Source organism: Streptomyces sp. NPDC004435 (genome assembly GCF_042873895.1).
GTDB lineage: Bacteria > Actinomycetota > Actinomycetes > Streptomycetales > Streptomycetaceae > Streptomyces.
Map to the genome: position 1 here is coordinate 186744 of NZ_JBIAMB010000006.1, position 22993 is coordinate 209736.

Annotated in this window: 21 protein-coding genes; 9 read left to right on the top strand and 12 right to left on the bottom strand. The window is 68.3% G+C overall.

The window, feature by feature from the left end; translation table 11 throughout:
- Nucleotides 1–5 precede the first annotated feature (5 nt).
- On the top strand, nt 6–1037 hold the full coding sequence (locus ACFYT9_RS12990; RefSeq protein ID WP_389162978.1) for a glycosyltransferase: 1032 nt from the start codon (nt 6–8) through the stop codon (nt 1035–1037).
- Here ACFYT9_RS12990 and ACFYT9_RS12995 read toward each other — a convergent pair.
- Entirely contained in the window at nt 1034–2080 is a 1047-nt protein-coding gene (locus tag ACFYT9_RS12995) for a phosphotransferase (RefSeq protein ID WP_389162980.1), read from the bottom strand. The two genes, ACFYT9_RS12990 and ACFYT9_RS12995, sit on opposite strands and share 4 nt — an antisense overlap.
- Nucleotides 2081–2241: 161 nt before the next feature.
- On the opposite strand from ACFYT9_RS12995, the gene ACFYT9_RS13000 reads away from it, so the two are divergent.
- Nucleotides 2242–3210: an FAD-dependent oxidoreductase gene (locus ACFYT9_RS13000; protein WP_389162982.1), complete on the top strand. Its 969-nt coding sequence runs from the start codon at nt 2242–2244 to the stop codon at nt 3208–3210.
- On the top strand, nt 3207–3743 hold the full coding sequence (locus tag ACFYT9_RS13005; protein ID WP_389162984.1) for a flavoprotein: 537 nt from the start codon (nt 3207–3209) through the stop codon (nt 3741–3743). Before ACFYT9_RS13000 ends, ACFYT9_RS13005 begins: the two co-directional genes overlap by 4 nt.
- 110 nt (nt 3744–3853) lie before the next feature.
- Here the strand turns inward: ACFYT9_RS13005 and ACFYT9_RS13010 are convergent, their stop codons facing one another.
- From ACFYT9_RS13010 to ACFYT9_RS13030, 5 genes are all read right to left on the bottom strand, one after another.
- Nucleotides 3854–5527: a relaxase/mobilization nuclease domain-containing protein gene (locus ACFYT9_RS13010; RefSeq protein ID WP_389162987.1), complete on the bottom strand. Its 1674-nt coding sequence runs from the start codon at nt 5525–5527 to the stop codon at nt 3854–3856.
- The gene (gene mobC / locus ACFYT9_RS13015; RefSeq protein WP_389162989.1) at nt 5528–5974 is read right to left on the bottom strand and encodes a plasmid mobilization relaxosome protein MobC; all 447 of its coding nucleotides are present in this window, start codon (nt 5972–5974) and stop codon (nt 5528–5530) included. It lies immediately after the preceding gene.
- 240 nt (nt 5975–6214) lie between these two features.
- Nucleotides 6215–7027: a DUF2637 domain-containing protein gene (locus ACFYT9_RS13020; RefSeq protein WP_389162992.1), complete on the bottom strand. Its 813-nt coding sequence runs from the start codon at nt 7025–7027 to the stop codon at nt 6215–6217.
- Between the two features lie 108 nt (nt 7028–7135).
- Complete coding sequence (locus ACFYT9_RS13025; RefSeq protein WP_389163352.1) at nt 7136–7834, bottom strand: ATP-binding protein; 699 nt, start codon at nt 7832–7834, stop codon at nt 7136–7138.
- The gene (locus ACFYT9_RS13030) at nt 7831–8733 is read right to left on the bottom strand and encodes a hypothetical protein (protein WP_389163355.1); all 903 of its coding nucleotides are present in this window, start codon (nt 8731–8733) and stop codon (nt 7831–7833) included. Before ACFYT9_RS13030 ends, ACFYT9_RS13025 begins: the two co-directional genes overlap by 4 nt.
- Before the next feature lie 270 nt (nt 8734–9003).
- Here ACFYT9_RS13030 and ACFYT9_RS13035 point away from each other — a divergent pair, with 270 nt between their 5' ends.
- From ACFYT9_RS13035 to ACFYT9_RS13045, 3 genes are all read left to right on the top strand, one after another.
- Nucleotides 9004–9288 (top strand): helix-turn-helix domain-containing protein, encoded by a 285-nt coding sequence (locus tag ACFYT9_RS13035; RefSeq protein ID WP_389162995.1) that lies wholly within the window; start codon nt 9004–9006, stop codon nt 9286–9288.
- Nucleotides 9289–9603: 315 nt separating this feature from the next.
- Nucleotides 9604–9810, top strand: coding sequence for a helix-turn-helix domain-containing protein (locus ACFYT9_RS13040; RefSeq protein ID WP_389162997.1), 207 nt, complete (start codon nt 9604–9606; stop codon nt 9808–9810).
- A 213-nt stretch (nt 9811–10023) separates the two neighbouring features.
- The gene (locus ACFYT9_RS13045; RefSeq protein WP_389163000.1) at nt 10024–10959 is read left to right on the top strand and encodes a tyrosine-type recombinase/integrase; all 936 of its coding nucleotides are present in this window, start codon (nt 10024–10026) and stop codon (nt 10957–10959) included.
- A gap of 271 nt (nt 10960–11230) precedes the next feature.
- On the opposite strand, the gene ACFYT9_RS13050 is transcribed toward ACFYT9_RS13045, so the two are convergent.
- Both ACFYT9_RS13050 and ACFYT9_RS13055 read right to left on the bottom strand, forming a co-directional pair.
- Nucleotides 11231–11383: a phosphotransferase gene (locus ACFYT9_RS13050; protein ID WP_389163357.1), complete on the bottom strand. Its 153-nt coding sequence runs from the start codon at nt 11381–11383 to the stop codon at nt 11231–11233.
- 340 nt (nt 11384–11723) lie between these two features.
- Nucleotides 11724–11888, bottom strand: coding sequence for a hypothetical protein (locus ACFYT9_RS13055; protein WP_389163003.1), 165 nt, complete (start codon nt 11886–11888; stop codon nt 11724–11726).
- Nucleotides 11889–12045: 157 nt separating this feature from the next.
- Here ACFYT9_RS13055 and ACFYT9_RS13060 point away from each other — a divergent pair, with 157 nt between their 5' ends.
- On the top strand, nt 12046–12966 hold the full coding sequence (locus ACFYT9_RS13060) for a hypothetical protein (RefSeq protein WP_389163005.1): 921 nt from the start codon (nt 12046–12048) through the stop codon (nt 12964–12966).
- Between the two features lie 203 nt (nt 12967–13169).
- On the opposite strand, the gene ACFYT9_RS13065 is transcribed toward ACFYT9_RS13060, so the two are convergent.
- Both ACFYT9_RS13065 and ACFYT9_RS13070 read right to left on the bottom strand, forming a co-directional pair.
- Nucleotides 13170–13949, bottom strand: coding sequence for a DUF4145 domain-containing protein (locus tag ACFYT9_RS13065; RefSeq protein ID WP_389163008.1), 780 nt, complete (start codon nt 13947–13949; stop codon nt 13170–13172).
- A 265-nt stretch (nt 13950–14214) separates the two neighbouring features.
- Nucleotides 14215–15504 (bottom strand): hypothetical protein, encoded by a 1290-nt coding sequence (locus ACFYT9_RS13070; RefSeq protein ID WP_389163010.1) that lies wholly within the window; start codon nt 15502–15504, stop codon nt 14215–14217.
- A gap of 1488 nt (nt 15505–16992) precedes the next feature.
- On the opposite strand from ACFYT9_RS13070, the gene ACFYT9_RS13075 reads away from it, so the two are divergent.
- Together ACFYT9_RS13075 and ACFYT9_RS13080 are read left to right on the top strand one after the other, a co-directional pair.
- Nucleotides 16993–18222, top strand: coding sequence for an IS701 family transposase (locus tag ACFYT9_RS13075; protein WP_389163012.1), 1230 nt, complete (start codon nt 16993–16995; stop codon nt 18220–18222).
- A gap of 314 nt (nt 18223–18536) precedes the next feature.
- Complete coding sequence (locus tag ACFYT9_RS13080) at nt 18537–20654, top strand: DUF2075 domain-containing protein (protein WP_389163359.1); 2118 nt, start codon at nt 18537–18539, stop codon at nt 20652–20654.
- A gap of 57 nt (nt 20655–20711) precedes the next feature.
- Here ACFYT9_RS13080 and ACFYT9_RS13085 read toward each other — a convergent pair whose 3' ends face one another.
- Both ACFYT9_RS13085 and ACFYT9_RS13090 read right to left on the bottom strand, forming a co-directional pair.
- Nucleotides 20712–20840, bottom strand: a complete 129-nt coding sequence (locus ACFYT9_RS13085) for a DUF6408 family protein (protein ID WP_222517947.1) — start codon at nt 20838–20840, stop codon at nt 20712–20714.
- 266 nt (nt 20841–21106) lie between these two features.
- Nucleotides 21107–22978 (bottom strand): DNA/RNA helicase domain-containing protein, encoded by a 1872-nt coding sequence (locus ACFYT9_RS13090; protein ID WP_389163015.1) that lies wholly within the window; start codon nt 22976–22978, stop codon nt 21107–21109.
- Nucleotides 22979–22993: the final 15 nt, after the last annotated feature.

Sequence of the window (22993 nt, forward strand, 5' to 3'; positions counted from 1 at the left end):
CGCCGGTGCCCACCGCCCTCTTCGCCTGGCGCCGCACCCCGCCCCCCTTCCTCATCGGCGGCGCCGAGGTCACCCAGCAGCTCCTTGCCGAAGAACTCGCTGCCGCCGGCTGGCGCGTCACCTACCTCGGCTCACACGAGGCGCCATGGGACGGAGCCACCCAGCTCCCCGACATGCGCGCCCATCTCGACAGGCATCGCGTCCCGTACGACGAAGCGGACGACACCCTGCGCTACCGGTGGAACGGGGTCGAGTGCGCGGCGTTCACACAGAACAACGTGGAGCACGCACTGGGCAGCCTCCTGGGGGAGATTCGCCCCGACGTTGTGTTCACCGCCCAGGAAGGATCAGCGAAGCTGGCCGAACTGGCGAAGCCGACCACCCTCGTCGCCGGCCTGCTCCACTCCGTCTCCGCCATCGGCCTGGGCGTGCTCACCGGCCGCCCCCACTACGGACTTGCCGTGTCGAAGTTCGTCCGCGACCGGGCACCCAGCACGCCCGGCACCCGCATCGACGTGGTGTACCCGCTGTTCGCCCGCCCACGACCGGCTACGGACACGGAGCGCACCCCAGCCGTACTGATGGTCAACCCCATCCCCGCCAAGGGCGCCGAGCTGCTGCACCAGCTCATCCGCCTCATGCCGGAACAGCCCTTCACCCTGGTCGAGGGCTGGTGGGACACGTCTGCCGACTTCGCGGCCTATCCGAACGTCAGGTACGTGCCCCGCGTCTACGACATGGAGCCGCTGTACCGCAGACACCGCCTTCTGCTGGTCCCGTCCACCGTGGAAGACGCCTTCCCCCGTGTGATCGTGGAGGCCGCCCTCCACGGCGTCCCGACCATCGGTACCAACCGGGGCGGGATCCCCGAAGCCATCGGCGACGCCGGAATCGTCCTGCCCGCCACCGCCGGCCCCGAGGCGTGGGCGCGAGCGATCCGCGACGTGGACCGCGAAGCGCTGGGGGAGCGGGCACGGACCAGAGCGGCACGTTTCACCCGCCCGTGCCTCCCAGAGCTCCGGGAACTGGGGATCTAGAAAGCGCCGCCGAACGCCCGCTCCACCTCGTCGAGCCGCTCCGTCCACCAGTGAAGGAGCGCCTCGTCGGCGATGAACAGGTCGTCGCAGGAGTGGTCGCCCCGGTCGTAGTGGAATTCGAGCTGCCAGAAGTCCGTCATCCGCTTCCACCACAGACGGCGTCCGGCATCGAGCAGCGCGGTCGGCTCCAACGGGACCACCGACCGGTAGCCGCTCACGAAGGCCTCCGCCCGTTCCAGGTCAAAGACGCCCTCCACCCCGAACTGCACCTGCGCCGTACGGACGACCTCCTCGGCGTACGGGCGGACGCCCAGCCGGTCCCAGTCCAGGACGGCCGTCAGCTCGCCTTCGGCCCAGAGGAGGTTCCGGTACTGGAAGTCGCCGTGCGTCCAGCCGTACGGCCCTGCGGGAACGTTCCCCGCAGGGCGCAGGGCCGCGTACTCGGCGAGCAACACCCGACGCTTGGCGAGGGCGTCGAGAGCCGCCGCGTCGAAGGGGTCGCCCGTACCGTGGGCGCGCGCAGCAGCGGCGAGTCGGTCGGCCTTCTCCGCCGCCAGTTCCGGCGTGACGACGTCCGCGGCGAGGCTGTCGGGAACGGCAGCGAGGGCCCCGATTTCGGCGGCGTGGCGGAGCGCAAGGTGGAGCTTGCCGAGGATTGCGCCGAGTCGCCGCACCTGAGGGAGAGGGAGGTCCACGCCACGTACGTGCGCTCCTCGTGCCCAGGGAAACAGGCAGTACCCGCTCCCACCCACCTCGACCACGACCCCACCCGAGGAGGCCACCACAGGGACGATCACGGGAATGCCGCCCTCAGCCAGTGCCGGCAACACGGCAAGATTGCGGCGCAACCTGTCGAGCGGCACATCCGTGACCCGCTTGAGAGCGAAGGGCCCTGCCGGAGTGTCCAGCCGCCAGTTCACGTTCATCAGGCCATCGGCCAGATGATGCCAGGCGACGACGTCGCCGAGGACGAACTCCTTGATTAGCTCCGCAAGATCATCGGATGAGATGCGGTGCCTGCTCGCCACATGCGCGTTGGTCACCTTGGCGACGATACGTGAGCCGGGCACCCGGGTGCACAAGGATCACCGCGCGGTGTCAGAGACCCAGGGCAGTGTGTACCCGCACCGTCTCGCCGCGCCGATGGCAGTCGATTTCCTCGGTGTGCCTACGGCGTCGGAGCGTGACCTCTAGGGTCAGAGACGTGACCGCAGGGGAGCGCGTTGTCGTTGTCGGTGCTGGGGTGGCGGGTCTCACCACCGCCGTCGTTCTCGCCGAGGCCGGAGCCTTGCTGCACGTGATCGCCGAGCAGGTGCCGGGCGTCACGTCACTGGCGGCCGGGGCGATGTGGGGGCCGTACCTGGTCGAGCCGAAGGACAAGGTCGACCAGTGGGGGCGCCGGTCCCTGGAGATCTTCCGCCAGCTGGCGGAAGACCCGTCCACGGGCGTCCGGCTCACCAGTGGCATCGAGGCGTCCCGCACGGCCGAGGCGCCGCCGGACTGGGCCACCTCCCTGCCCGGCTTTCGGCCGTGTGAGCTGGCCGAACTGCCGTCCGGGTTCTCGGTCGGCTACCGGTTCACGGTGCCGCTGATCGACATGCCCACCTACCTCGCCTACCTCCTGCGCCGGCTCGACGTTGCTGGAGGAACGGTCGAGCAGCGGCGCCTGGCCTCGCTCGCGGACGCCGGCCCTGCTGTCGTGATCGTCAACTGCACGGGCCTGGGTGCCAAGGATCTGCTCCCGGACCCTGGCGTTCGTCCCATCCGCGGCCAGCACATCGTCGCCACCAACTCGGGGCTCACCGAGTTCTTCTCCGAGGACACCGGCCTCTCGCCCAACCTGCTGTGCTTCTACCCTCACGGCGACACCGTCGTCCTGGGCGGCATCGCCATCGATGGCGAAGGCGACCTCGGCCCCGACGACAAGGCGGCGGTCGGCATCCTCGCCCGCTGTGCCGAGGTCGAACCTCGTCTCGCCCAGGCCCGCATCCTGGAACACCGGATCGGCGCCCGACCGACCCGGGCCCGGGTCCGGGTGGAAGCAGAGCGGACGGAGGACGGCACCGTGGTCATGCACAACTACGGGCACGGAGGCGCCGGTGTCACCCTCTCGTGGGGCTGCGCCGAGGAAGCCGCAAGGCTCCTGACCACGGACAGGGGAGACGGGCAGTGAACGACCATCCGAGGAAGCCCTTCCTCTACGTCGTCGTCTGCGCCGCTGGCATCGCGGGCAACGCCCACAAGCTGATCACCGCCGCGCAAGAGCAGGGCTGGGGCGTCGGCGTCATCGCCACACCCCAGGGCCTCGGCTTCCTCGACACCGAGGCGATCGAGGCCCAGACCGGCTACCCGATCCGCTCGGCCTGGCGCAGTCCCGGCGACCCGCGCCCGCTCCCGCCTGCCGACGCCATCGCCGTCGCGCCGGCCACGTTCAACACGATCAACAAGTGGGCCGCCGGCATCGCCGACACCCTCGCGCTGGGAATCCTGTGCGAGGCGTACGGGATCGACATCCCGACGGTCGTCTTGCCGTACGTGAACGCAGCCATGGCCACACACCCGGCCTACGGCCGGAGCCTGGACCAGCTGCGGGAGATGGGCGTGCTGGTCGGGTCGTACGAGCCGCACCGGCCCAAGGCGGGCGGGGGAGCGGACCGCTTCCGGTGGGAGGAGGCGTTGGAGCTGCTGGAGGGCAAGATCGACTGAGCGTGATCCGGTCTACCTTCTCAGCATCGGGGCGAGTGGGCGCCGAAGCGGAACGCGAGCGATGTTCACCCGGTGAACATGCGGATGCGCTGCTCGCGGCGGGGTCTGCGTCAACGGCTCCTTGGAAGGGAGTCTGACTGTGCCGCCCTGGGCGTGAGTGTGGCGGGGCCAGGCCGAACTCCGCCTACTGTCTTGTCGTGCGGCAGCCTGTCGACGGTCAGATCCGGAAGGCGCCTCAGGCGCCAGATGAGGACTTCGGTGAGGTTGGTGGCGGTGCCGAGTTCGCGGTGGCGGGCGGCTTGGGCGAGGAGTGCGGCGGGGTCGACGTGACCGGCTGCCGTGGCGTCGTTAAGGGTGGCGGCGAGGGCGGGCCAGGCAGGTTCGGCGAGGATCTGCTCGGCCAGTTCGGGCAGCGCTTGGCGCACCGTAGCGGCCTGCCGTTCCACGATCGGTCGGGTGAGGCGCCGACCCCGGTGGTGGATCACGGCCACAGGCTCTGCGGCTGCGGTCCTGTAGGCGACATGGAGGTGCTCGGCTGATCGTCGGGCGGCTTCGGCCTGCTGGGTGTGATTGCGGGTGCGGTGCCAGTGCTGGGCGGCGATGACCGCAAGGAGGAGGGCGTCGAGTACGGTCGCGAGGAGGGCTCCGTCCCTGGGCGGGGGTACGCGCAGGATGGCCTTCACCGCTCGTCGTGTGGCCTGGGTCTGCTGATGGTGGGCGTCAATGCGGGAGCGGCTGGCGCGCTCGAACGCTGTGGCTGCCCGCACCAGCTGGGCCTGGAGGCTGACAGGTGCGACCAGGGGGAGTGCGTCGAGGACTTCGGCGAGGACGGCGATGTGAGCCTGTCCGGCCTGGTCCTCGCCATGGTCGAGGTAGTCGGGCGTCCGGTCGACGGCGATGGTGAGTCGTCGCCAGGCCGTGGCTTCGCTCCGCTCCGTCTGTGTTGGCGCGGTGGCCGTGAGACGTTCGGCGATCTTGGGGTAGGAGAGGTCGGCGGCCAGGGTAGAGCCGGAGAACCAGACCGGTTCGCCTTGGGCGTTGGTGTCGCCGTCGAGGGCGACCTTGTAGCCGCGGACGTCCCCGGACGGGAAGTACTGGACATCGATGAGGGCTCCGGCCTCCTCGATGATCCGGAAGAACTCCTCGGTGGTCGTGGCGACCGAGACGGCGGTGCGGACGATGGTGCGCAGGCGCTCGCGGGAGGTCCGGGCCTTTCCCGTGCGGCGGGCCTTCTCCTGCTCGGCGCGGGTGGGGCGCTTGGCGGCGGTGCGGTCGCCGCGCGGGACCTGGCGGAGCCCGTACTCCTTCTCGATGGCGACGAGTTCCTTGTCGGCGCGCAGGAAGTCGTTCCAGTTCCGTGGCGGGCGGAGGTCGCCTCGGACCTTGGTGGCGACGATGTGGATGTGGTCGTCGGCGTGGCGGACGGCGACCCAGCGGCAGGCGTCGGGGTCGCCAGCCGGGGCGATGCCGGTGGCGTTCAGCACACGGCGGGCGATGGTGGCCCACTCGTCGTCGGTCAGGTGGCGGTCCTCGGGCGCGGCGCGGATCGAGCAGTGCCAGACGTGGTTCTTCGGCGCCTTCGGTCCGGCCTGCTTGACCCGCAGGTTGAGGATGGTGGCGAGCTGGGCGAGGGTGGCGTCCGGGTCGCGGCCGGGGTCGGGGGCGAAGCCGTCCCATGAGGCGACGAGGTGGGGGTCGGTGTGCTCGTTGGCGCGACCGGGCCCGTAGAGGTAGTTCAGGACGCCCCGGGTCTTGTGGCCGGGCTTGACAATGTTCGCGATCAATCAGGCCGCCCGGCGGTTCGTGGCGGCCACATCGGCGGCGGCGTCGACCGCCGAGACCGCCTGCCGCACCGCCGCTACGAGCTGGCGGGCCTTGGCGAGGACGGCGGCGTCCACAGGATATGCCTCGCCGCCGACGTTGAGCCGGTGGGCGATCTGGTTCGCGTTCGTGCCGATCCTGGCGAGCTCGGTACGCAGCGCGGCGTACTCATCGATCAGGTCGTCGGCGGTGGTGCGCTGGTCGGGCAGGGCGAGGTCGCCGTTCAGGTGGGCCATGACGATGGCGCCGACGAGGTGGGCGCCGGCCAGGTTGTGGCGGCGGGCTTCGGCGAGGATCGCCTGCTTCTCGTCGATGCTGTAGCGGACGTCGACACGCTCTCGACGCTGCACGTCCTGGCGGGCGCGGCGGTGGGCGACTCGGCGCAGCGCGGCCTCGTCGGCGGCACGCATGCCCCCTGGCTCCGGTGCGCCCTCGCGCCGGGGTGCTGCCTCCGCCACCCCTGGGGCGGAGGCTTTCGCGTTGGACCGGCCCTTGGACGGTCCAACGCCATACCTTGCTCCGCCCGGGGCAGGGTTGGTGGCCACCAACGGCTGGTTGGTGGGGGCCTCGGTGTGGCTGTCGTGCATCGGGGTGTTCCTTCGGAGTGGGTGCTGGAGGGGCGCCCGTGTAGGCATGGGGTGACAGGAGTGTCAGGCGGTGGTCGCCAGATTCTTGGTGGTGGCCGCTTCCTCCAGGACGGTGTCGGCGGCCTTCTGGGCCCGGGCCCTGTCGACGGTGTAGCCCTGGGCACGGGCGATGCGCTCCAGGTCGGTCCGGCGGACGGTGCCGGTCTCGTAGCGCATCTGGCGGGCGAGCTCCAGGAGGTACGCGTCAGGGGCGCTGGCCTTGCGCCCGCCAGGTTTCGGCGTCGCTTTCCTCGGCGGTGTGGCGGTGGCGGGAGGCGGCGCCGTGGCGGTCGTGGCGGGGGAAGCCAGTGCGGCGGGCGGCTTCAGCTCTGGCGTGGCGGCCGGCTGCGCCAGGCGCTGCTTGGCGGGTATGGCGGTGGCGGCGGACTCGGCAGCGGGCGGTGGCGGTTCGCCACTGGGTGCCTTGGCGGTTGGCGGTTCGGCCGCCATCGCCTTGTTGGCGGCGAGGTGGCGATTGATGACGAGGTAGAGGTGGACGGCGCCGGCGAGAGCGAGTGGGGCGATGGCGGACAGGGCGCCGACGGTGGCGTTGTTGAGATGGAGACGGGCCTGTTCGTTCAGGCGGATGGCGTGCAGGGCGTTGGCCCAGATGCTGGCGCCGGTCGCCAGGGTGACGAGCGTCCACACGTACAGGCGGGAACGGAGAGGGGCGGTGCGCAGGATGAGCAGGGCAGTGACGCCCAGCGCGATGAAGCCGTCGATGACGAGGGGGAAGAGGTAGGTCAGCGGTCCACTGATGTGGGCGGCGACGGCCATCTGCCGCAGGGCGTCGTAGGAGAGGACGAAGCCGACGGCGGCGATCAGGGTGATCCCCATGAGGAGGGGACGGCCTCGCCGTTCGAAGGCAGGGCGTATCGGGGCAGAGGAGGGCAAGAGCAGGAATCTCCGGGTGTGGTGCAAGGGGGCGGGATGGCGCTGTCGGGGTCAGGCGACGGGCTTTTGACGGCGACGGTCGTCGCCTTCGAGGGTGACGCGTTCGGTCATCTGGGCCAGGCGGGAGGCGACGCGGTCGCCGAGGGCCGCCCGCAGGGTGTCGGTGGTGAGGTTGCTGGTGATCAGGGTGGGGCGCAGGTGCTCGTACCGGTGGTTGATCAGCCGGTAGGTCAGCTCCTCGGTCCATTCGCTGGTCTTCGCCGCCCCGAGGTCGTCCAGGAGCAGCAGCGGGCAGCGCATCAGGCTCTGCAGGTCACGCTCGCTGTCGCAGCCGGGGCGCGGGCGCAGCCGGGCGTACAAGTCGGCGGCGGTGACGGCTTCCCAGCGCAGGCGGACCCCGGCGGCCAGCAGGGCGCGGATGGCGCCGTAGGCCTGGTGGGTCTTGCCGGTGCCGGTCGGGCCGACGATCCGCAGCGAGGGGCCCTCCGCGATGCCCGGGGCGCCGCCGGGGCCGGGGCGTCCGGCGCGGGCGATCGCGTCCGCCCAGGCGGTGACCTGGGGGTGGTCGGCGAGGGCGTGGCGGAAGCGGGCGGGGATGCGGGCTTCGGCTTGTTGCAGTGCGGTGACGGGTTCGGGTGCCGGCTCCTGGGCGGCGGTGTCGGGGGCGATGCCGCGCTGGGCCAGGATGTCGCTGAGTCGGCCGGTGATCCGGGCGGGCTGCTGCGGATCGCGGGTGAGGGTGGTGGTCAGAGTTCACCTCCGTAGGCAGCGGCGGTGTCAGTGGGGTTGGTCCACGGCCGGTGGGCAGTGGTGGCGGCGGGGGTGGCGTTCATGGCCTCGTGGACCAGGCTGGGCAGGGTGCTCGGGTGCAGGCCCTTGGCACGGTGGCGGTCGAGGCCGGCGCGGATGTGGTCCGGGGAGATGCCCTCGGCGAGGAGCTTCTTCACCTCGTGGCCGAGGTGGCTGAGCACGTTCCGCGGCGGGCGGTTGGGGCATGCGGCGGTGTACTCGCCGATCAGGTCCTTCGTCGAGATCGAGATCGAGTCCGGGCCGGGTGCGGGGGCGCTTGCGCCCCCCAACGGGGTAGATCCTAGATCCCTGTTCCTAGGTCCTAGATCCGGACGGTGAGGGCTCACGGAGGGTTCGGTGAGCCCTCCACGAGGCTGCGGCGAGTGCTCACGGAATCGCCTCTGACCTGCGGATTCGTCGTTCACGGCGAGCTCCGTGAGTCCTCCCGGACGACTCGCGGAAGTCCCCACGAGAGCTCCCTGTACCTGCGGTGAGGGCTCACGCGGAATCCCGAGATCGTGATGCGGGCACGGGGGAGTGCGGACGCCGCTGGGCCGGTTGATCTTCTGGTGCTGGGCGAAGGTGACGATGTGCAGGTACCGCTTGCCGTCCCCGCCCTCGTACCGGCAGATCAGCCCGGCACCGTGGAGCTGGATCAAGTCGTCCTCGACCGCCTCCGGGCCGTGCTCGCGGCGCAGCGACCACAGCTGGCCGGCGATGACCGCGGCCTGGTCGCGGAACCGGCCCTGGTCGTCGGCCTGGGTGAGCAGCCCGAAGAAGGTCCGCTCGGCGGACAGCGACACCGCCGCGAGGGACTCGGACAAGAACGCCTCGGGCTTGATGGTGCGGATACGGGCGATGGCGATCGACCACCTTTCGGGAGAGGGCTGGGGAATCCGGCGTCGCCGGGGTGCATGGCCAACACAGCCACACCTGGGGCGCAGAAGTCCAGACTTTGCGCTGGAATTCCGTACAGCCCGGCGGCATGCCCCGTCGGCGAGTCCCGCAACTGTAGGGCCGAATTCCCGGTCGCCGAAATCGCCGCCGGAAATCGCCGGGTGATTTGCATCGCTCACGGCAGACAGGAATGCCCTTCCGGACCGGCCGGCGCGCAAGCTACAACACCACCCATGCCGCCACGCCCCCTCACCATCGGACCCGCCGGACACGCCGCCGCCCACGCCATCGAACGCACCCGCACCGCCCGCGGCTACTCCCAGCGCCAGCTCGCCGCCCGGGTCACCGCACTGGGCCGGCCCATGACCTTCACCGCGCTCTCCCGCATCGAACGCACCGTCCGCCGCTGCGACATCGACGACCTCGTCGCCATCGCCACAGCCCTCGGAATCGCCCCGCAGACCCTCCTCGCCGACCCCCTCACACCCCCAGGGGCGGCCGGGGTGGGCGAAATATAGCCGACGATCCCCGGTTAGCGAAACCGGGGATTCTCCGGATGATTGGGGGTCCCGGAACGCTCGTCGTGCCGGTCCCTGCCAGAAGTCTGCCCACCTCCCCAGAGGATGCCTTGCTCGATTTGCCTACGCGCCGATTTCATATTCCCCGCCGCGCACACGTAGCCCCGCTCGCTTCCTCTTCTGCTCCGCTCGGAGATCCCGGCCGTACGTAGAAGCCCTATTCGACGATCTCGCGGAATCGGCTGGGCTTGTTGCCTCCCGTCCCAGTTAGATCTCTCCATTCCCGTCGCTCTTTCTCACGCAAAGGAACCGCCTATGGCCCCGCGCCTGCTGTCCATACCCGCCGTCGCCGCCGCCCTGGACGTTGACCGCCGCACGGTCTACCGCTTCATCGCCGCCGGCGAGCTGCCCATCGTCGACCTGCGCACAGGACCGGCTCGCTCTCGCGTTCGCGTCCCCGCCGCGAGCCTGGACGACTTCATCAACAGCCGGGCGGTCTCCTCGCCCGCGCGCCGCCGCTGACCAGGACCAAGTCCCTCCGTACGCGAAACAGGAAGGAACGGAACCACGTACCTCCGGAAGCTGAACTCCGGCAAATGGCAGGCGACCGTCCGCAACCGGGCTGGAGACCGGTTCAGCGAGTCGTTTCCCCTCAAGGCACAGGCCCGTGCCTGGGGTGCCGAGATGGAGACCCAGTTCGCCCGCGGAAGCATGCGGGACCCCCGAGCCGGCGAAATGGCGTTTCACGAGTGGCACGCCCGCTGGTGGCAGGCCCGCGTCGTCGAGCCCCACACGCTGCGCGGCGACGCCTCCAGCATCAAGAACCACGTGCTGCCCCATTGGGCCGACTGGGAGATGCGGGCCGTCACCCGCATGGAGGTCCAGAGCTGGATCCGTGGACTGGTCGAGAAGGGGGTCGGCGCCTCGGCGATCAAGAGGGCGTACAACCTGCTGTCGTCCATCATGCGTGCGGCCGTCGACGACGATGTCATCGCGGTCAGCCCCTGCAGGAACATCGACCTGCCGCAGATCGCGATCAAGCCCCCGCAATGGTTCACCCTCGACCAGGCGCAGAGCATCGTCGACGAGCTCTCGGCGCCGTGGCGCACCATGTGCCTGCTCGGCTTCTACACGGGCCTGCGCTGGGGCGAACTCGCCGGCCTGCATCGCCATCGGATCGACCAGCGCCGTTCCCGCTTGTTCGTGGTGGAGGTCAACACCAAGAGCGGCATCAAGGAGTACCCCAAGAGTTCGAGGAGCCGCCGGGAGGTCCCGCTTCCACCGCACGTCCTGGACGCCCTCGAACGGCACATTCACCCGCTCGACTGCGACGCCCTGGTCTTCACCACCATCACCAAGGGCCGCGCCGGTCGTCGGCTCGACGACGGCAACTGGCGCCGCCAGACCTGGTGGCCGGCCATCGAGAACGCCCACTACTTCGGCACCGACGGGGAGCAGCTTCCCGTCCCGCACTATCCGCCCCACTCCATGCGCCACACCTGCGCCTCGTGGCTCGTCCAGAAGGGAGTCTCCCTCTACGAGGTCCAGCACCTCCTCGGCCACGAGAGCTTCCAGACCACCCAGCGCTACGCCCACCTGCAGCCGGACGCGCATAAGGCCGTGCTCGGGGCCTGGGAGCGCCTGGACACTCCCTTGATCGTTGCCGCGTGAACGACTTCCCGCCCTGTTCCACGTGGACAGGGCGGAGATGTTTGCCCGCTTATAGCGGCGGTGACAGCGATGGGACTGCGACGGACCGTGGTTTACGAGGGAAGGAGTGGATACAGCTCTCGCCCCAAGCGAGCCCGACCGCGTTGCCGTACGACCGGATCGGTGCTGAGGGCTGCGCCAGCGAGCTGATGAATGCGCCAGTACATCTGGACTCTGCGAACGTCGTTCGGAGCGGGCTGGTGGGCGACCTGAAGCGCGTCGGCGGGGTCGGTCAGGTCAGACGGACGGCGAGGCGGGCGAGGTCGGACAGCGGGTCACTGAAGGCTGCGAGTTCCCAGTCCAGCAGCAGCGACCCGCCAGCCGCGGGCCTGACGAGGTCGCCCGGCTGCAGGTCGTGGTGGAGCAGTCTGGGCTCGATGTCCAGGTCTGTGGTGTCGAGTCGGCGGCGTTAGGGCTGCCTCGGCGGGCGCGAGGTCGGGTGCGGCAGTCGTGTACGTGTCGAGACGGCCGCGAAGGTAGCAGTGCCAGGTGCGGGACTGCCGGGTTCCGGCGAATCGACCGCTATGGGGACCTGTGATGCGGTGAACGGCGGCGAGGGGGACGGCCAGTTCAAGCAGCCGATCGCCGCCCTTGCCACGGGCTCGAAGTCCTGGTGAACCCTCGGTACCTGCTCTCGCCGCCAAGACCACGACAGAGTCAAGTTAGGGGGCCACTGAGATGCCGCGCCCGGCAGGCCCGGGCGAGGCATCTCCCTGGTCTTCAGGTCAGCACGAGAAGACGGACATGTGGACCAGGTGCAGCAGCTCGCGGACCAGGCCGCCAGCCAACGTGGTGGAAGCGGCGTAGAACGCCGCCTGCCCGAGGCCCCGGACAAGATGGTGACGGGCGCGCCGCCGCTTCGGGGCGGGACGGTGCGTACGGTGGGACATGACGGTCTCCGTTCAGGGGATGAGTCGGCTGCCCCCGCACCGGGTGTTCCTGCCAGGGATACGGTGCGGGGCGCAGTATCTGCTGTTCCCAAGCCTTATGGCTGACGTGCGCTGAATGCAGCTTCCGGGGCTCGAATCTCGATGTAAGTTCGGCGCCATGAACGGAAATCAGGCCACCACGTGGGTCGAGGGGACCGCGGCTGATCTGGTTGCCGACGCGCTCGCGCTGGGCGTGAAAGCCAGTCCCAGGATGGTGACCTCCTGGGTCGAGGACGGCATGCTTGCCAACCCAGAGCCGCGCAAGACCAGAGCGCACGGCAGCGATCCGCGAGTCTTCCCACCCGAGCAACGCGAGTTGTTCACCAGACTTCTCGAAGCCCGAGAGCGTTCCCCGCTGGGGCGCATCCCACAACGCTCCCTGATCCGCGTCGTGCTGTACCTATGGCTGATCGACGACACGATCGTGCTCACCCCGCAGGCGCGCCGAGCCTGGCGTACTCACGCGCGCGCCACCGGCCAGACGACCGCCGTTCGGCGCAGGGAGAACGTCCGCGCCATCCTTGAGCAACTCGCCCACCCCTCGGCCACCCCCAAGCAACGGCGCGCCGCCCAGCTCGTCCTCGAGGAAGGCGAGCGGACCGGCCGGATCGACATCGACAGGCTGACCGCGGTCCTCACGGAGTTGCACTCGCCCTGGCCGGCCCAGCCCGGTATGCCGAGGATCGAACGAGCCCTTCCCGGACCCTTCGGGCCGGTCTCCGTCCAGCACCACATCGCGATGTGGAGGGCCCAGGAGCAGACAATCCGCCGCCTTCGACATGAGGAGATCGACGAAGCCGAGCTCGACCGAGTGCGCGCCGTCTACAGAGCGATGTGGGCCGACTACCAGGCCCGTCGGCCCGTCATGGCGACCATGGGTGCAGGAGAGTTCGCAGCGTACTTCGCAGAGCCCGACACCATGGAGGGCCGCGCTATCGAGGCGGTCAATGCCTTCGTAGGAACGCTCGCCGGTGAACTCGGGCTGATCGAAGCCGCCTCTCATGCCGTAGAGACGGCACGCCTCAAACTGGAGCGCTGATGATTTCTGAGCCCGGCCCGCCGCATCCAGCCCAGGGAGGGTCTCGCCCTCTGGAGCCTGTCCGGCCGGCCACCCAGTAGAGGAGGTCGGCCGTGGACCGTAGCCTTGTCGAGCCGCCCCGTTTTTGAGTTGCCTGAGGGATTAGAGCAACCTGACCTGTCCCGGCTGGCCCGCGTCCATGGTCATGATGAGGCGGTGATGGTTCAGCTGCTGGGTCGTCCCCGTCGTGCAGTTACCTCGGCTGCCCTCTTCTTGATGTCATCGTGGTTGGTGTCGTAGATCAGTGACAGGGCATGGTCCAGAAACTCGACTCCCTCCAGGACGTCAGGGACGCGGAGAACGCCCTCGTGGCTGCCCACGTTCCCGATCCACTTCACGGCCAAGAGCATGCCAGCGGCTTCCGCGTGCTGAGGTAGCGCTACCTTGAATGTAGAGATTCGTTCGTCGAGGCTGATTCTGGAGGGCTTCCCCCTGCGGCCGGCCTTGTATCGGATGATTCCGTGCTCGTCCATTAGGGCCTCGACGGCCGACCGGATCCGGTTCGCAGCAGAGTTGGGGTCGAGCCAAAGGATCTTTGCTGCGATATCCACCCGATCGCCTACCTCCTTGGGGCAGAGGCTGCGGCTCTGGATCAAGGGCAGCGGCGGAAAGAACATGGTGGGGGTCAAGTGCACCTCGTACTGTTCCTCGCTCCACTCGCCTGTCCATCGGACCCTGCTGTCCCCGACGACGCGCACACGGTCACAGGTTGCGTTCGAGCAGGTGAGGATGCACAGGAAGTCGCCCTGAATCCAATCGGGGTCCCAGGCCTCGTGGCTGTGCCAGGACTTACTGGTGACCGTCTCTTCATTGACGAAGGAGTCGGAGACCGGGCGCAAGGCCCCTCGGACGCACGTGGGACACGGGATGTGGGGCCACTCCTCCAGCTTCTCGGAGAAGCCCTTCGAGATTTCCCGTAGATCCTTGATCAAGACGTTTGCCATGGTGTCTCATCCTGCCAGCGACAACGCACCCATGGGCGAGGTTTTCCGAGGACGTAGAAGGACGGCTCTAGCGCACTCGCCAACCCCAGGTTACGTAGACCGGACAGTCCTACGGGCTCCCCAATTGGGGAGCCCGCCACAGAACTTCAGCAAGGGCGGAGCGGCGGGCACGGCATGCGACCTTGCCGGCAGCCCTCATCCGATGCCCGGCTCTGTGCGGCGGCGGCCCCCCTCAGCCGAGGGCGTCGACCGGGCAGCATCCCGGTTACCCAGCGGCCGGGTACGCGGTCAGGTCATCTTCCGGGGACAGGGCGAGTCCGGTGTACCTGTTGACGAGGAAGGGCGCGACATCCGGGCGGGTCGGCAGGTCGGCTCCGGTCCGTGAGTCCAGAGCGAGGGGGCCGTTGTCCGTCTTGCCGTAGATCCGTCCGTGCCAGACGGCTGTAACCCGCGGCGCGATGCGATTGGCAGTCTGGTCTGGCAGCTGCCACAGCAGGGAGGCGGTGCGGTCGTTGAAGGCCCAGACCTTGTAGAGGTTTCCCTGGTTCCAGGAGCAGACAACGGTGTTCTGTCCGTCATGGTCACAGCGGGAGCCGGCGATGTCCTCCGGGGCCTCATGCTTCACCGTGCCGGTTGCGGGATCGAGGAACTGCTGGATATGTACGCGATAGTCGTCCTTGTTCTGTGCCTGGACGAGGAGGAGGTGCGGTCCGGCGGGTTTCACGTCGAGGTTGAGACGGTCCTCTCCGCGCCAGCGCTCGGTGCCAGTGAGCAGGTCGTAACCGCGTGCGGATTCGTAGGTCCCGTCGGAGGTTTCCAGCTCGCCTGCCACGATCTCCCCGGTTACGGCGGTCGCCTCGAACCGGTCCTTGGTCCACACGACACGGCGTGCGGTGAGGTCGATGCCATAGGTGGTAGCAGCGGAGAACAGCGAGGACGCGCCGGTGCTGACCGTCACGATGGCGACCTTCTCCGAGGCTCCTACGACCGAGACGGTGCGCGGGCTGCCGTCCTTTGTCCAGGACGGCAGCGTCAGGGGCAGTCTCCAGCCGACCTTGTCGCTGGACGCGTCGGTGGCAGTGAGCTCGATGAAGTTGGTGGCTGCCTGAGTTCCAACTCCGGTCCGCCGTACGAAGAACGGCGCGAGGACCAGCGGATTGGCGCCTAGGGTGACGACCGGAGGAGCGGCGTTGTTGCGGTCGTTCTCGCTGAGCACACTCAGCGCATTAGCCGTGGGAGTGGTAGTGGCTGTGAGCGAACCGGTGGTCGTGTTGAAGGCCAGCAGGCGGTCGAGGGTCGCCACGTAGACCTTGTCCTTGTGGAGCGCCACCGGGATCTTGCTGTCACCCAGCCAGGTTCCGCCGACGCTCAGCAGCCCGGATGTGGCCTCCCAGGGCATGAGGACGCCAGCCTGGGTGTCGAACTTCGCCGGGGGATCGTAGACGGCGCGGGCCGGTAAGGTCTGCTCGCCAGTCGGGGCGGGAGGGGCGGAATCGACACGGTCGGGCTGCTGGCTGCAGCCAGCAGCGAAGACCATCGCGAGGGCGGCGATCAAGGCTGAACTGCTCGACTTACGGACTGAATTCACGAGGCGATGCACCTTTCTCAGTAGTCAAACGATCACCCTATGGCAGCGGTTGCGAGAGCCGCACGGCCGTCTCGGATCGGCGCGGTCGGCAAGGCTCATCTCGGCAGCCGCCCGGCGACGGCGACCTTGCGCGGCGCGGGGGTTCGCGGCCTGAGCATCGCCAGCGAGGCAGCCGCCGCCTACGTGCTGTCGCCGCAGCGAGAATTGCAGAGATCACTCAGCCGCCAGTCCGCCCGCGTAGCGTGCCCGCGGCCGTTCGTCTACGACCAGCGCATGTCCAGGGCGGACAGCTCCTCGCCCCGCTGAAGCGACAGCTTCCCGGCCTTGACTCGCTGCTGGCTGATCCAGGCCCCGGGCCGCACGGTTTTGCCGTCGGCCTGCTCCCTGCGGCTGCTGGGGCACGTTGAGGTGGCCCTCGCGTGCGTGGTACTGGGCAGCCGCCCTCAAGGTGGTGGGGCCCACATCTCCTCGCGGGTCCGCTTCACCCTGCCGGAGGCCTGCGTGATGCCGAGCGTGGTAGCCGCTCGTCTGGTGGAACGAGCACGCCGCCGACGAGCGGCTATGCGGGATACTCGGTGGGGCGAACGTTGTCTGATGCGGCACTAGCAGAAGCGCGGGCCCGGTTCTCTTTGACGCTCATCTGACGCTCGGGCGACTTCACCGGTCGCCGGAGAGGCAGGAGTAGGCCCTCTGACCTGTGCTTTCTTCAGTCCCCGCTCTCCGTGACATCTTCCCGATGACGCACCACGTGGAGTGCGTGGCGATTCTGGAGCCAGTGAAGAAGGACGCTTGAGCTGGGGTTTCCTGGTCTTCGTGAGCTGCTCGACCTGTTTCTGGGCCAGCAACGCGTGAAGGCGCGTCGGTCCTGCTGAAGCAACCTGACCTTGCAGTTTCAGTACGGGACGTCGCGGTCCTAGCTAGCGGCATCAGGGCTCTCCTCGGGCCGCTGACGCTCAATTGACGCACGTTCTGAAGCCCCATCACGTTGGCCCGGCCGCGTCCACGGACGCGGCCGGGCCAACGGCTTGGTCGCCGACCCGCAAGCCGCTGGCCTTATGACATCGCGAATGCCAAGCCTGACTTTTGGCTAATGACACTCACTCGTTGCCGGGTGGCGCCCCAGTGGCGGTTTCTCAGCGTCACTGACCGCAGCCATTCTCGACGAGCGGCTGCTGGACTTCGAGGGCCTGTCCGTAAGGCGTTACTCGCCGGCTTCAGGACTTGCGGCCCGTGTCCCGAGAACATGCCGCCGTCGTACTGGTGGGCGGATCTCGGACTGCCTGCGACAGGGTCGACGGAGCCCGCCGGGAACAGCGGTGGGCAGCTGGCGGCGGTCGCCCGGGAGTTTCCGGCCCGCGCAGTCGGCGCCCCGAGAATGAGCTGAGTTGCCAGCTCGAGATCTAGTAGTGCTTCGTTACGTTGGGTGATCTTCCTGCTGGTGGGCATCTTCCGGTTATGAAGTTGGGGGAGGTGGAACGGCTCCGGGGCGAGTTATCGGAGTTCGTTGGCGATGTGTTCGCCTCGTTGCCGCGGCGGGATCAGCGGCGGTGGGGCGGGTGTTATCTGCGGGGGCTGATGCTGGACGGGCGGCGGAAGTCGGTCCAGTCGATGGCCGAGCGGCTGCCGGACGGGAACATGCAGGCCCTGCAGCAGTTCGTGAACCAGTCGCCGTGGGATCCGCTGCCGGTGCGGCGGCGGATCGCCGAACGGCTGAGCGAGGCGATCAGCCCGGAGGTGTGGGTGATCGACGACGTGTCGTTCCCCAAGTGCGGCACCGCTTCGGTCGGGGTGGCCCGGCAGTACTGCGGAGCTCTCGGGAAACGGGCGAACTGCCAGGTCGCGGTCAGTGTCCACGCCGCCACCGACGCCGCGTCCTGCCCGCTGGACTGGCAGTTGTACCTGCCGAGGGAGTGGAGGGACGAGCCGGACCGCTGCCATCGGGCCGGAGTGCCGGACGAAGCCGTTGCCCATCGGGAGAAGTGGCGCCTGGCGCTCGGCATGCTCGCCGGCTGGGAACTGGGGGCGCCGGTGGTGGTCGCCGATGCGGGCTACGGCGTCAGCACCCCCTTCCGGACCGGCCTGGAGGAGCGCGGACTGTCCTATGTCCTCGCCCTGACCGGCGAGGAAGTCGCCCATACCGAACAGGCCGAGCCGCACCGGCCCGCCTATGGCGGGCTCGGACCGCCGACCCTGCCCCGCTACCGCACCCCGCCCCGAGCCGTCATGGCCCTCGCGGCAGAAGCCGGCCCGGAGCAGTTCGCCGAGGTGACCTGGCGCCAGGGCAGCAAAGGCCCGATGACCTCACGGTTCACCGTCCTGATGGTCCGGCCGACGGGCAAGCAGTCCCTGGCCGTGGCACAGACCGCGGGCGGCGGCCGCAACCGGTGGGACGGTGTCCTGCCCGCACGAACCCTCCTGGTCGAGTGGCCTGAAGGGCAGGACGCCCCGACGGGCTACTGGATATCGAACCTGCCCGCCACCACCCCGGTCGCCGACCTGGTCCGCTGGGCGAAGATGCGCTGGCGCATCGAACACGACTACCGTGAGCTCAAGCACGGCCTCGGACTGGACCACTTCGAAGGCCGCACCTGGCGCGGCTGGCACCACCACGTCACCCTCGTCACCGCCGCCCAGGCCTTCCTCACCCTGCGGCGCCTCGACCCCAAAGCCCACACGCCGGCCTGACCCTCTACCAGGTCCTCGACACCCTCCAGGACCTGCTGCAGTGCTGGACCGGCACCTGGACCACCTGCGGCCGATCCCTACCCCGCAACAGAACCAGACGAAGAACCTAACGAAGCACTACTAGGGTCCATGACTCGTACTGCGTGATCCAGCCATGATCGACGCAGTTCTCGCCGACAGCCGAGGTGTTGTTCTTCGGCAGGTCGGGCCTTACTAAGATTACTCCAACCGATTGCGGCCCGACGGGCTTCCTGAACAGGACATGCCCCCACCCGCACGAGTCACTCGTGCCCTGGGGGAACCACCTCGTGTCCATGCTCCTGCTGAAACTCTCGGCGGAGGATCTGCTCACTTTGAATTCGCGTCGCAGAATGGTTCCGCATCTTGCTGCCCGATGGCGCCACTTCAGGGGCGCGGACGCCTCGTTGTCGGAACGTTCCGCTTGGGCGGAAAGCCTGGTGAGCCTGGCGAACGACCTGGTCGCGGCGGAGCGCGGCAACGTGGAGATGATCGTCGAATGTGCCGCCACGCTCGACGAGGTGAACCGTTCCGAGAACCCACGCCTCATCGACGTCGTTCTGGTTGGCCGACACCCGGAACGCAACGTGCCGTCGGTCCAGTTGGTCGAGCTGAAGCGCTGGTCGACGGTGACCAGAGTGGAGCAGGCCACTGCAGACCTGCTCTACGTGCCGGCCATGGACGAGGTGAAGCAGCACCCGGCACTGCAATTGCGCTCGTATTACGAGGCGTTCACGAGTGACAGGGGCCCCTTCCGGCGCTCGGACTTCGAATGCGGAGGCTTCGCCTACCTGCACAACGCCGCGGATGATTCGGTTCGGCCCTTGATCGACGTGGATGCGCCGACAGGTGCCTACGCCCGCGTGTACACGAGCGACCGGCGCGCACAATTGCTGTCCGACCTCCAGCGGCACTTCGCCGTTGAAGGCGCGGCCTCAGAGGCCGAGAGGATGCTGCAGAACATGGGGTTGCGCAACACCCCGCTGCTCGACGCGATGATCTGGTCCCGCGGGGCCGACACCGTCTTCACCCTCCGTGGGCGCCAGAAGGCAGTGGCCGACCAGGTCCTGGAATCGGCCGCCAAGGTTCTACCGGATCCCGAGCGTCCCACCTTGGTCCCGGACGAACAACGGGTGATCTTCCTGGTGACCGGTGGCGCCGGAACGGGAAAGAGCGCCATCGGACTGCAGATCAAAGCGGAGCTGGAGGCACAGGGCCGCACGGTCAACTACGCCAGCGGAAGCAGGGCGTTCAACGGCGCGCTCCAAGAGCACGTCGGATACGGAGACCGGGAGTTCAGGGAGTCGTTCACGTACTTCAGCAATTTCGTCAAACCACCGGAGCCACCCCTGGACGTGTTGATCTGCGATGAGGCACACCGGCTTCGCGACCGCTCGACGAATCGATTCTGGAAGCCCGAGGACTGGGGTACGGGCCCGCAGGTGGACGAGCTCCTCGCCGCTTCGCGACTGACGGTCTTCTTCATGGATGAAGGGCAGTCGGTGAGGCCGAACGAGGTCGGTACCGTACAGCTGATCAAGGAGGCTGCTGCCCGCCACGATGCTCGCCTTGTTGAGGTCGGGCTTCGCGAGCAGTTCCGCTGTGGCGGCAGCGACGCCTACCCCCGTTGGGTGCGCGCCGTGCTCGGTGTGACGGACGAGGAGACCGAGTGCTGGCGCCCGGACGGCCTGATGCACGTCGAAGTGGCGGACACCCCTGAGGAACTCGAACGGATCATCCGTGCCGAAGCGCTGGCCGGTGCGTCTGCGCGCATGGTCGCCGGCTATTGCTGGCCCTGGACCAAGCCACTCGGCAAGGAGAGGCGACTGGAGGCCGATGTGCGCATCGGCGACTGGCACCGGCCGTGGAACGCGGACAGCGACACCTTCTGCGCTGACGACGTGCCCCCGTCCAAGATATGGTCCGTGCACGAGAACGGCCTCGGCCAGATCGGTTGTGTCTATACGGCGCAGGGCCTCGAATGGGACTGGTGCGGCGTCATCATGGGCGAGGACATGGTGCGCCGAGACGGCCAATGGGTGTTCCGTCGGGGCAAGGAGCGCAAGGACGAGGAGTCCGACGCCAAGCGAGTGGCTCGCCCCGGCTCGTTCGACCCGAAGGTGAAGGCGGGCAGTGTCGACGACGAGGAATTCGCCAGACTCGTCCGCCACGCTTATCACGTGCTGATGACCCGGGCCAGCCGGGCAACTGTGCTCTATTCCACAGACGAGGAGACCCGGACCTACCTCAAGGAACTCGTCGGGCCGGTCGAGATCCACGCGTTGCGTCCTACGTGGGAGAATCTGCCTGCGGAGGCGCGCAAGCCGCACCTGCCCCGGCCCAGCAGGGGAAGACGTGGCAAGAGGAATCGGAAGGCGCGCAAGTCGCAGGGGCCCGATCTGACGCTGTTCTGAACGCGCTTTCGCGTTCGGTGTGAGTGGCGGGCTCACCGGGCCCGCCACCCGCCCGCTCTAGAAGAGCAGACCCGCAATCGACAGCAAGGCCGTCACCACAAGATTGGTGACGACTCCGACGGCGATCTCGATCAGGATCTCGCGGATCCGTTCACGACGCGCAGGCTTGTACTCGACCGAGGTCATGGCCGCTCCAATGCAGTGAGATCGGAATGGCAGGGGGACGCCCTGCGGGCATCCACGCTCGCGTCGTGTGTCGCCACACGACGGGCACAACCATTCGTCGCTCACAAGTCATTGGGGCAGGCGTACCGACCCGTGCCTCGTACCCTCCGGGAAGGTGCGCAGCGCGATCATGCTATCTCGCGGCCCGGCCCGCGCGTCGTGGTTTTCGCAGTGCTCCAGTGGCGAGAGCGCCCTGATTTCCGCGGCGCCTCGAAGGCGGTTGGTGCTCAAGGCGTCGGAGGGATCAGCGTGCGGAGCATCTCGCGGGTCTCGGGATCCGTCGAATAGACGACCGTCCCGATCATGCCCCGGGTGAGAAGCACCTTGTACGTATTGCGCACGAGGCGATCCACGTCGTCGTCCGATGTCGCCTTCGTGAACGAGGGATCCTTCGACGCTGTGCGGTCCACCACCCAGCGGTCGGTCCGCCAGACGAGGTCCGGGCCCATGATGACACCCGACCAGTCGTACTCGAAGCCCTGCGCGGTGTACACACATCCGACCTGCCCGAACCCCTCGGGGGCGGTGGCCCACAGTGGCGCCGGCGGTGCGCCGAGCAGGGCTCGGTCACCGTAGAGGTTCCATGGCCTCGCCCAGTCACCGATGACCACGTCGGTGGGCAGCGCGCTCATACTGGAAGTGATCTTCGTTGTCCACTTCCAGCAGTAGCCCGCGGACATGCGGGCGCCGTAGCCTTGCGCCCTGTGAGCGGCCAGGAAGTCTTCGAGCTCCTGCGGGGTGTCGACGGTCATCAAACGGACTTTGTCGTCGGGCTCCCACACGGTGGGAGCTCGACCTTCGAGCCCCAGAAGGTCAACGACCCACCGCAGGTATGCGTCGCTGCCACCGCATCGGAACTGACTGTCCAGTTCCACCACGGTGCATGCGAGCCCCAATGCGGCGGCTGCTTCCCGAATCTGCTCCTCCGTCCCCATCTCGCCCGGTCGGACCACTTGGTGCTGGTCCAGCAGGAAGACCGGAACCCGAGCCGCTGCCATCAGCTCCGCGACCTGCGGTCGGCCCGTGCGGAGCGTCGCCTTCGTGTAGCGGTTGGCGGAGGTCTTGCGCAAGCGGTGCGCCTCGTCGCAGACAAGGACGTCGAGATCGTTGGGCTCAGCCTCCATGAAGCTGTTGAAATAGCGGAAGAGCCGCTGCACTTCGGGCTTGCGGGTGCCGGCGATCTTGCGCATCGTCTTGGTGAACGACTGCGAGCCGGTGGCGTGCAGGGCGGGCACCCCGCGCCGGTAGAGGTCTCCGAGGAGAGACAAGGCGATCACGCTCTTGCCGGAGCCCGGCCCCCCGGTCACCACGACGACCTTTTTGTGATCCGCTTGTCGCGCCCGCCGCACTGCGGCCATGACCGTCTCGTAGGCGAGCCGCTGTTCATCGAGCAGGACGAACTGTTCCCGGTCGCGCACCTCTGCGGCAGCAACGGCCATCAGCTGCCTCGACGGCCTGACCTTGGCCTGCAGCAAGGCATCGGCCGCATCCGCACCGGGTTTCGCGGCCAGGCGCGAACGCAGGTAGTTCAGGAAGGCGCCGCGCTGATCACCGGTGAACATCCGGCCGCGATCGTCTTCTGCGACATGGCGCAGGCCCGCCACTTTGGCCTCCGTCGCGTTGTGCAGGTATGCCACGCCGACGACCGACTTCGGATCGTTCTCCAGAGCCCCGTTGAACGAGGTCAGGTAGTCGCAGTAGCCGCGCACCTGCTCGATCGGGTTGAGGATCGGATGGTCGTAGGCGTCGATATGGCAGAGCAACGGATCCTCCGGCTCGGGGTGGGCTTCGCTCCACTGCTTCAGTTCGACCACCACGTACGACGCCTCACCGGTGGCCGGATGCACGCCGGCCAGTATCACGTCAGCGCGCTTGCTGGTCAGCGGCAGCCCGTACTCCAGCAGCATCTCCACTTCGCCGAGCCCGGCTTCCACGAGCACGTTGGTGAGTGCCGGGATGCTGCGCTCCCAAGCCCGGACCTCTGCCGGCTGGGGCCGGTGACGGTGTTGGTGCAGGAAGTTCTCCGTCAGGAGCCGCGCCAATCGGCCCTCGACGTGGGTGCGGGTGGCCAGTGACGCCGCAGACTCACGGAACAGCAAGAGAATGCCCCCAGG

Excerpts from the sequence above, each read along its gene's own strand:
- mobC (WP_389162989.1), bottom strand. The coding sequence starts at position 5,974 with ATGCGTGCCGCCGACGAGGCCGCGCTGCGCCGAGTCGCCCACCGCCGC.
- ACFYT9_RS13020 (WP_389162992.1), bottom strand. The coding sequence starts at position 7,027 with ATGGGGATCACCCTGATCGCCGCCGTCGGCTTCGTCCTCTCCTACGAC.
- ACFYT9_RS13035 (WP_389162995.1), top strand. The coding sequence starts at position 9,004 with ATGCCGCCACGCCCCCTCACCATCGGACCCGCCGGACACGCCGCCGCC.
- ACFYT9_RS13040 (WP_389162997.1), top strand. The coding sequence starts at position 9,604 with ATGGCCCCGCGCCTGCTGTCCATACCCGCCGTCGCCGCCGCCCTGGAC.
- ACFYT9_RS13045 (WP_389163000.1), top strand. The coding sequence starts at position 10,024 with ATGGCGTTTCACGAGTGGCACGCCCGCTGGTGGCAGGCCCGCGTCGTC.
- ACFYT9_RS13055 (WP_389163003.1), bottom strand. The coding sequence starts at position 11,888 with ATGTCCCACCGTACGCACCGTCCCGCCCCGAAGCGGCGGCGCGCCCGT.
- ACFYT9_RS13060 (WP_389163005.1), top strand. The coding sequence starts at position 12,046 with ATGAACGGAAATCAGGCCACCACGTGGGTCGAGGGGACCGCGGCTGAT.
- ACFYT9_RS13065 (WP_389163008.1), bottom strand. The coding sequence starts at position 13,949 with ATGGCAAACGTCTTGATCAAGGATCTACGGGAAATCTCGAAGGGCTTC.
- ACFYT9_RS13075 (WP_389163012.1), top strand. The coding sequence starts at position 16,993 with ATGAAGTTGGGGGAGGTGGAACGGCTCCGGGGCGAGTTATCGGAGTTC.
- ACFYT9_RS13080 (WP_389163359.1), top strand. The coding sequence starts at position 18,537 with ATGCTCCTGCTGAAACTCTCGGCGGAGGATCTGCTCACTTTGAATTCG.
- ACFYT9_RS13085 (WP_222517947.1), bottom strand. The coding sequence starts at position 20,840 with ATGACCTCGGTCGAGTACAAGCCTGCGCGTCGTGAACGGATCCGCGAG.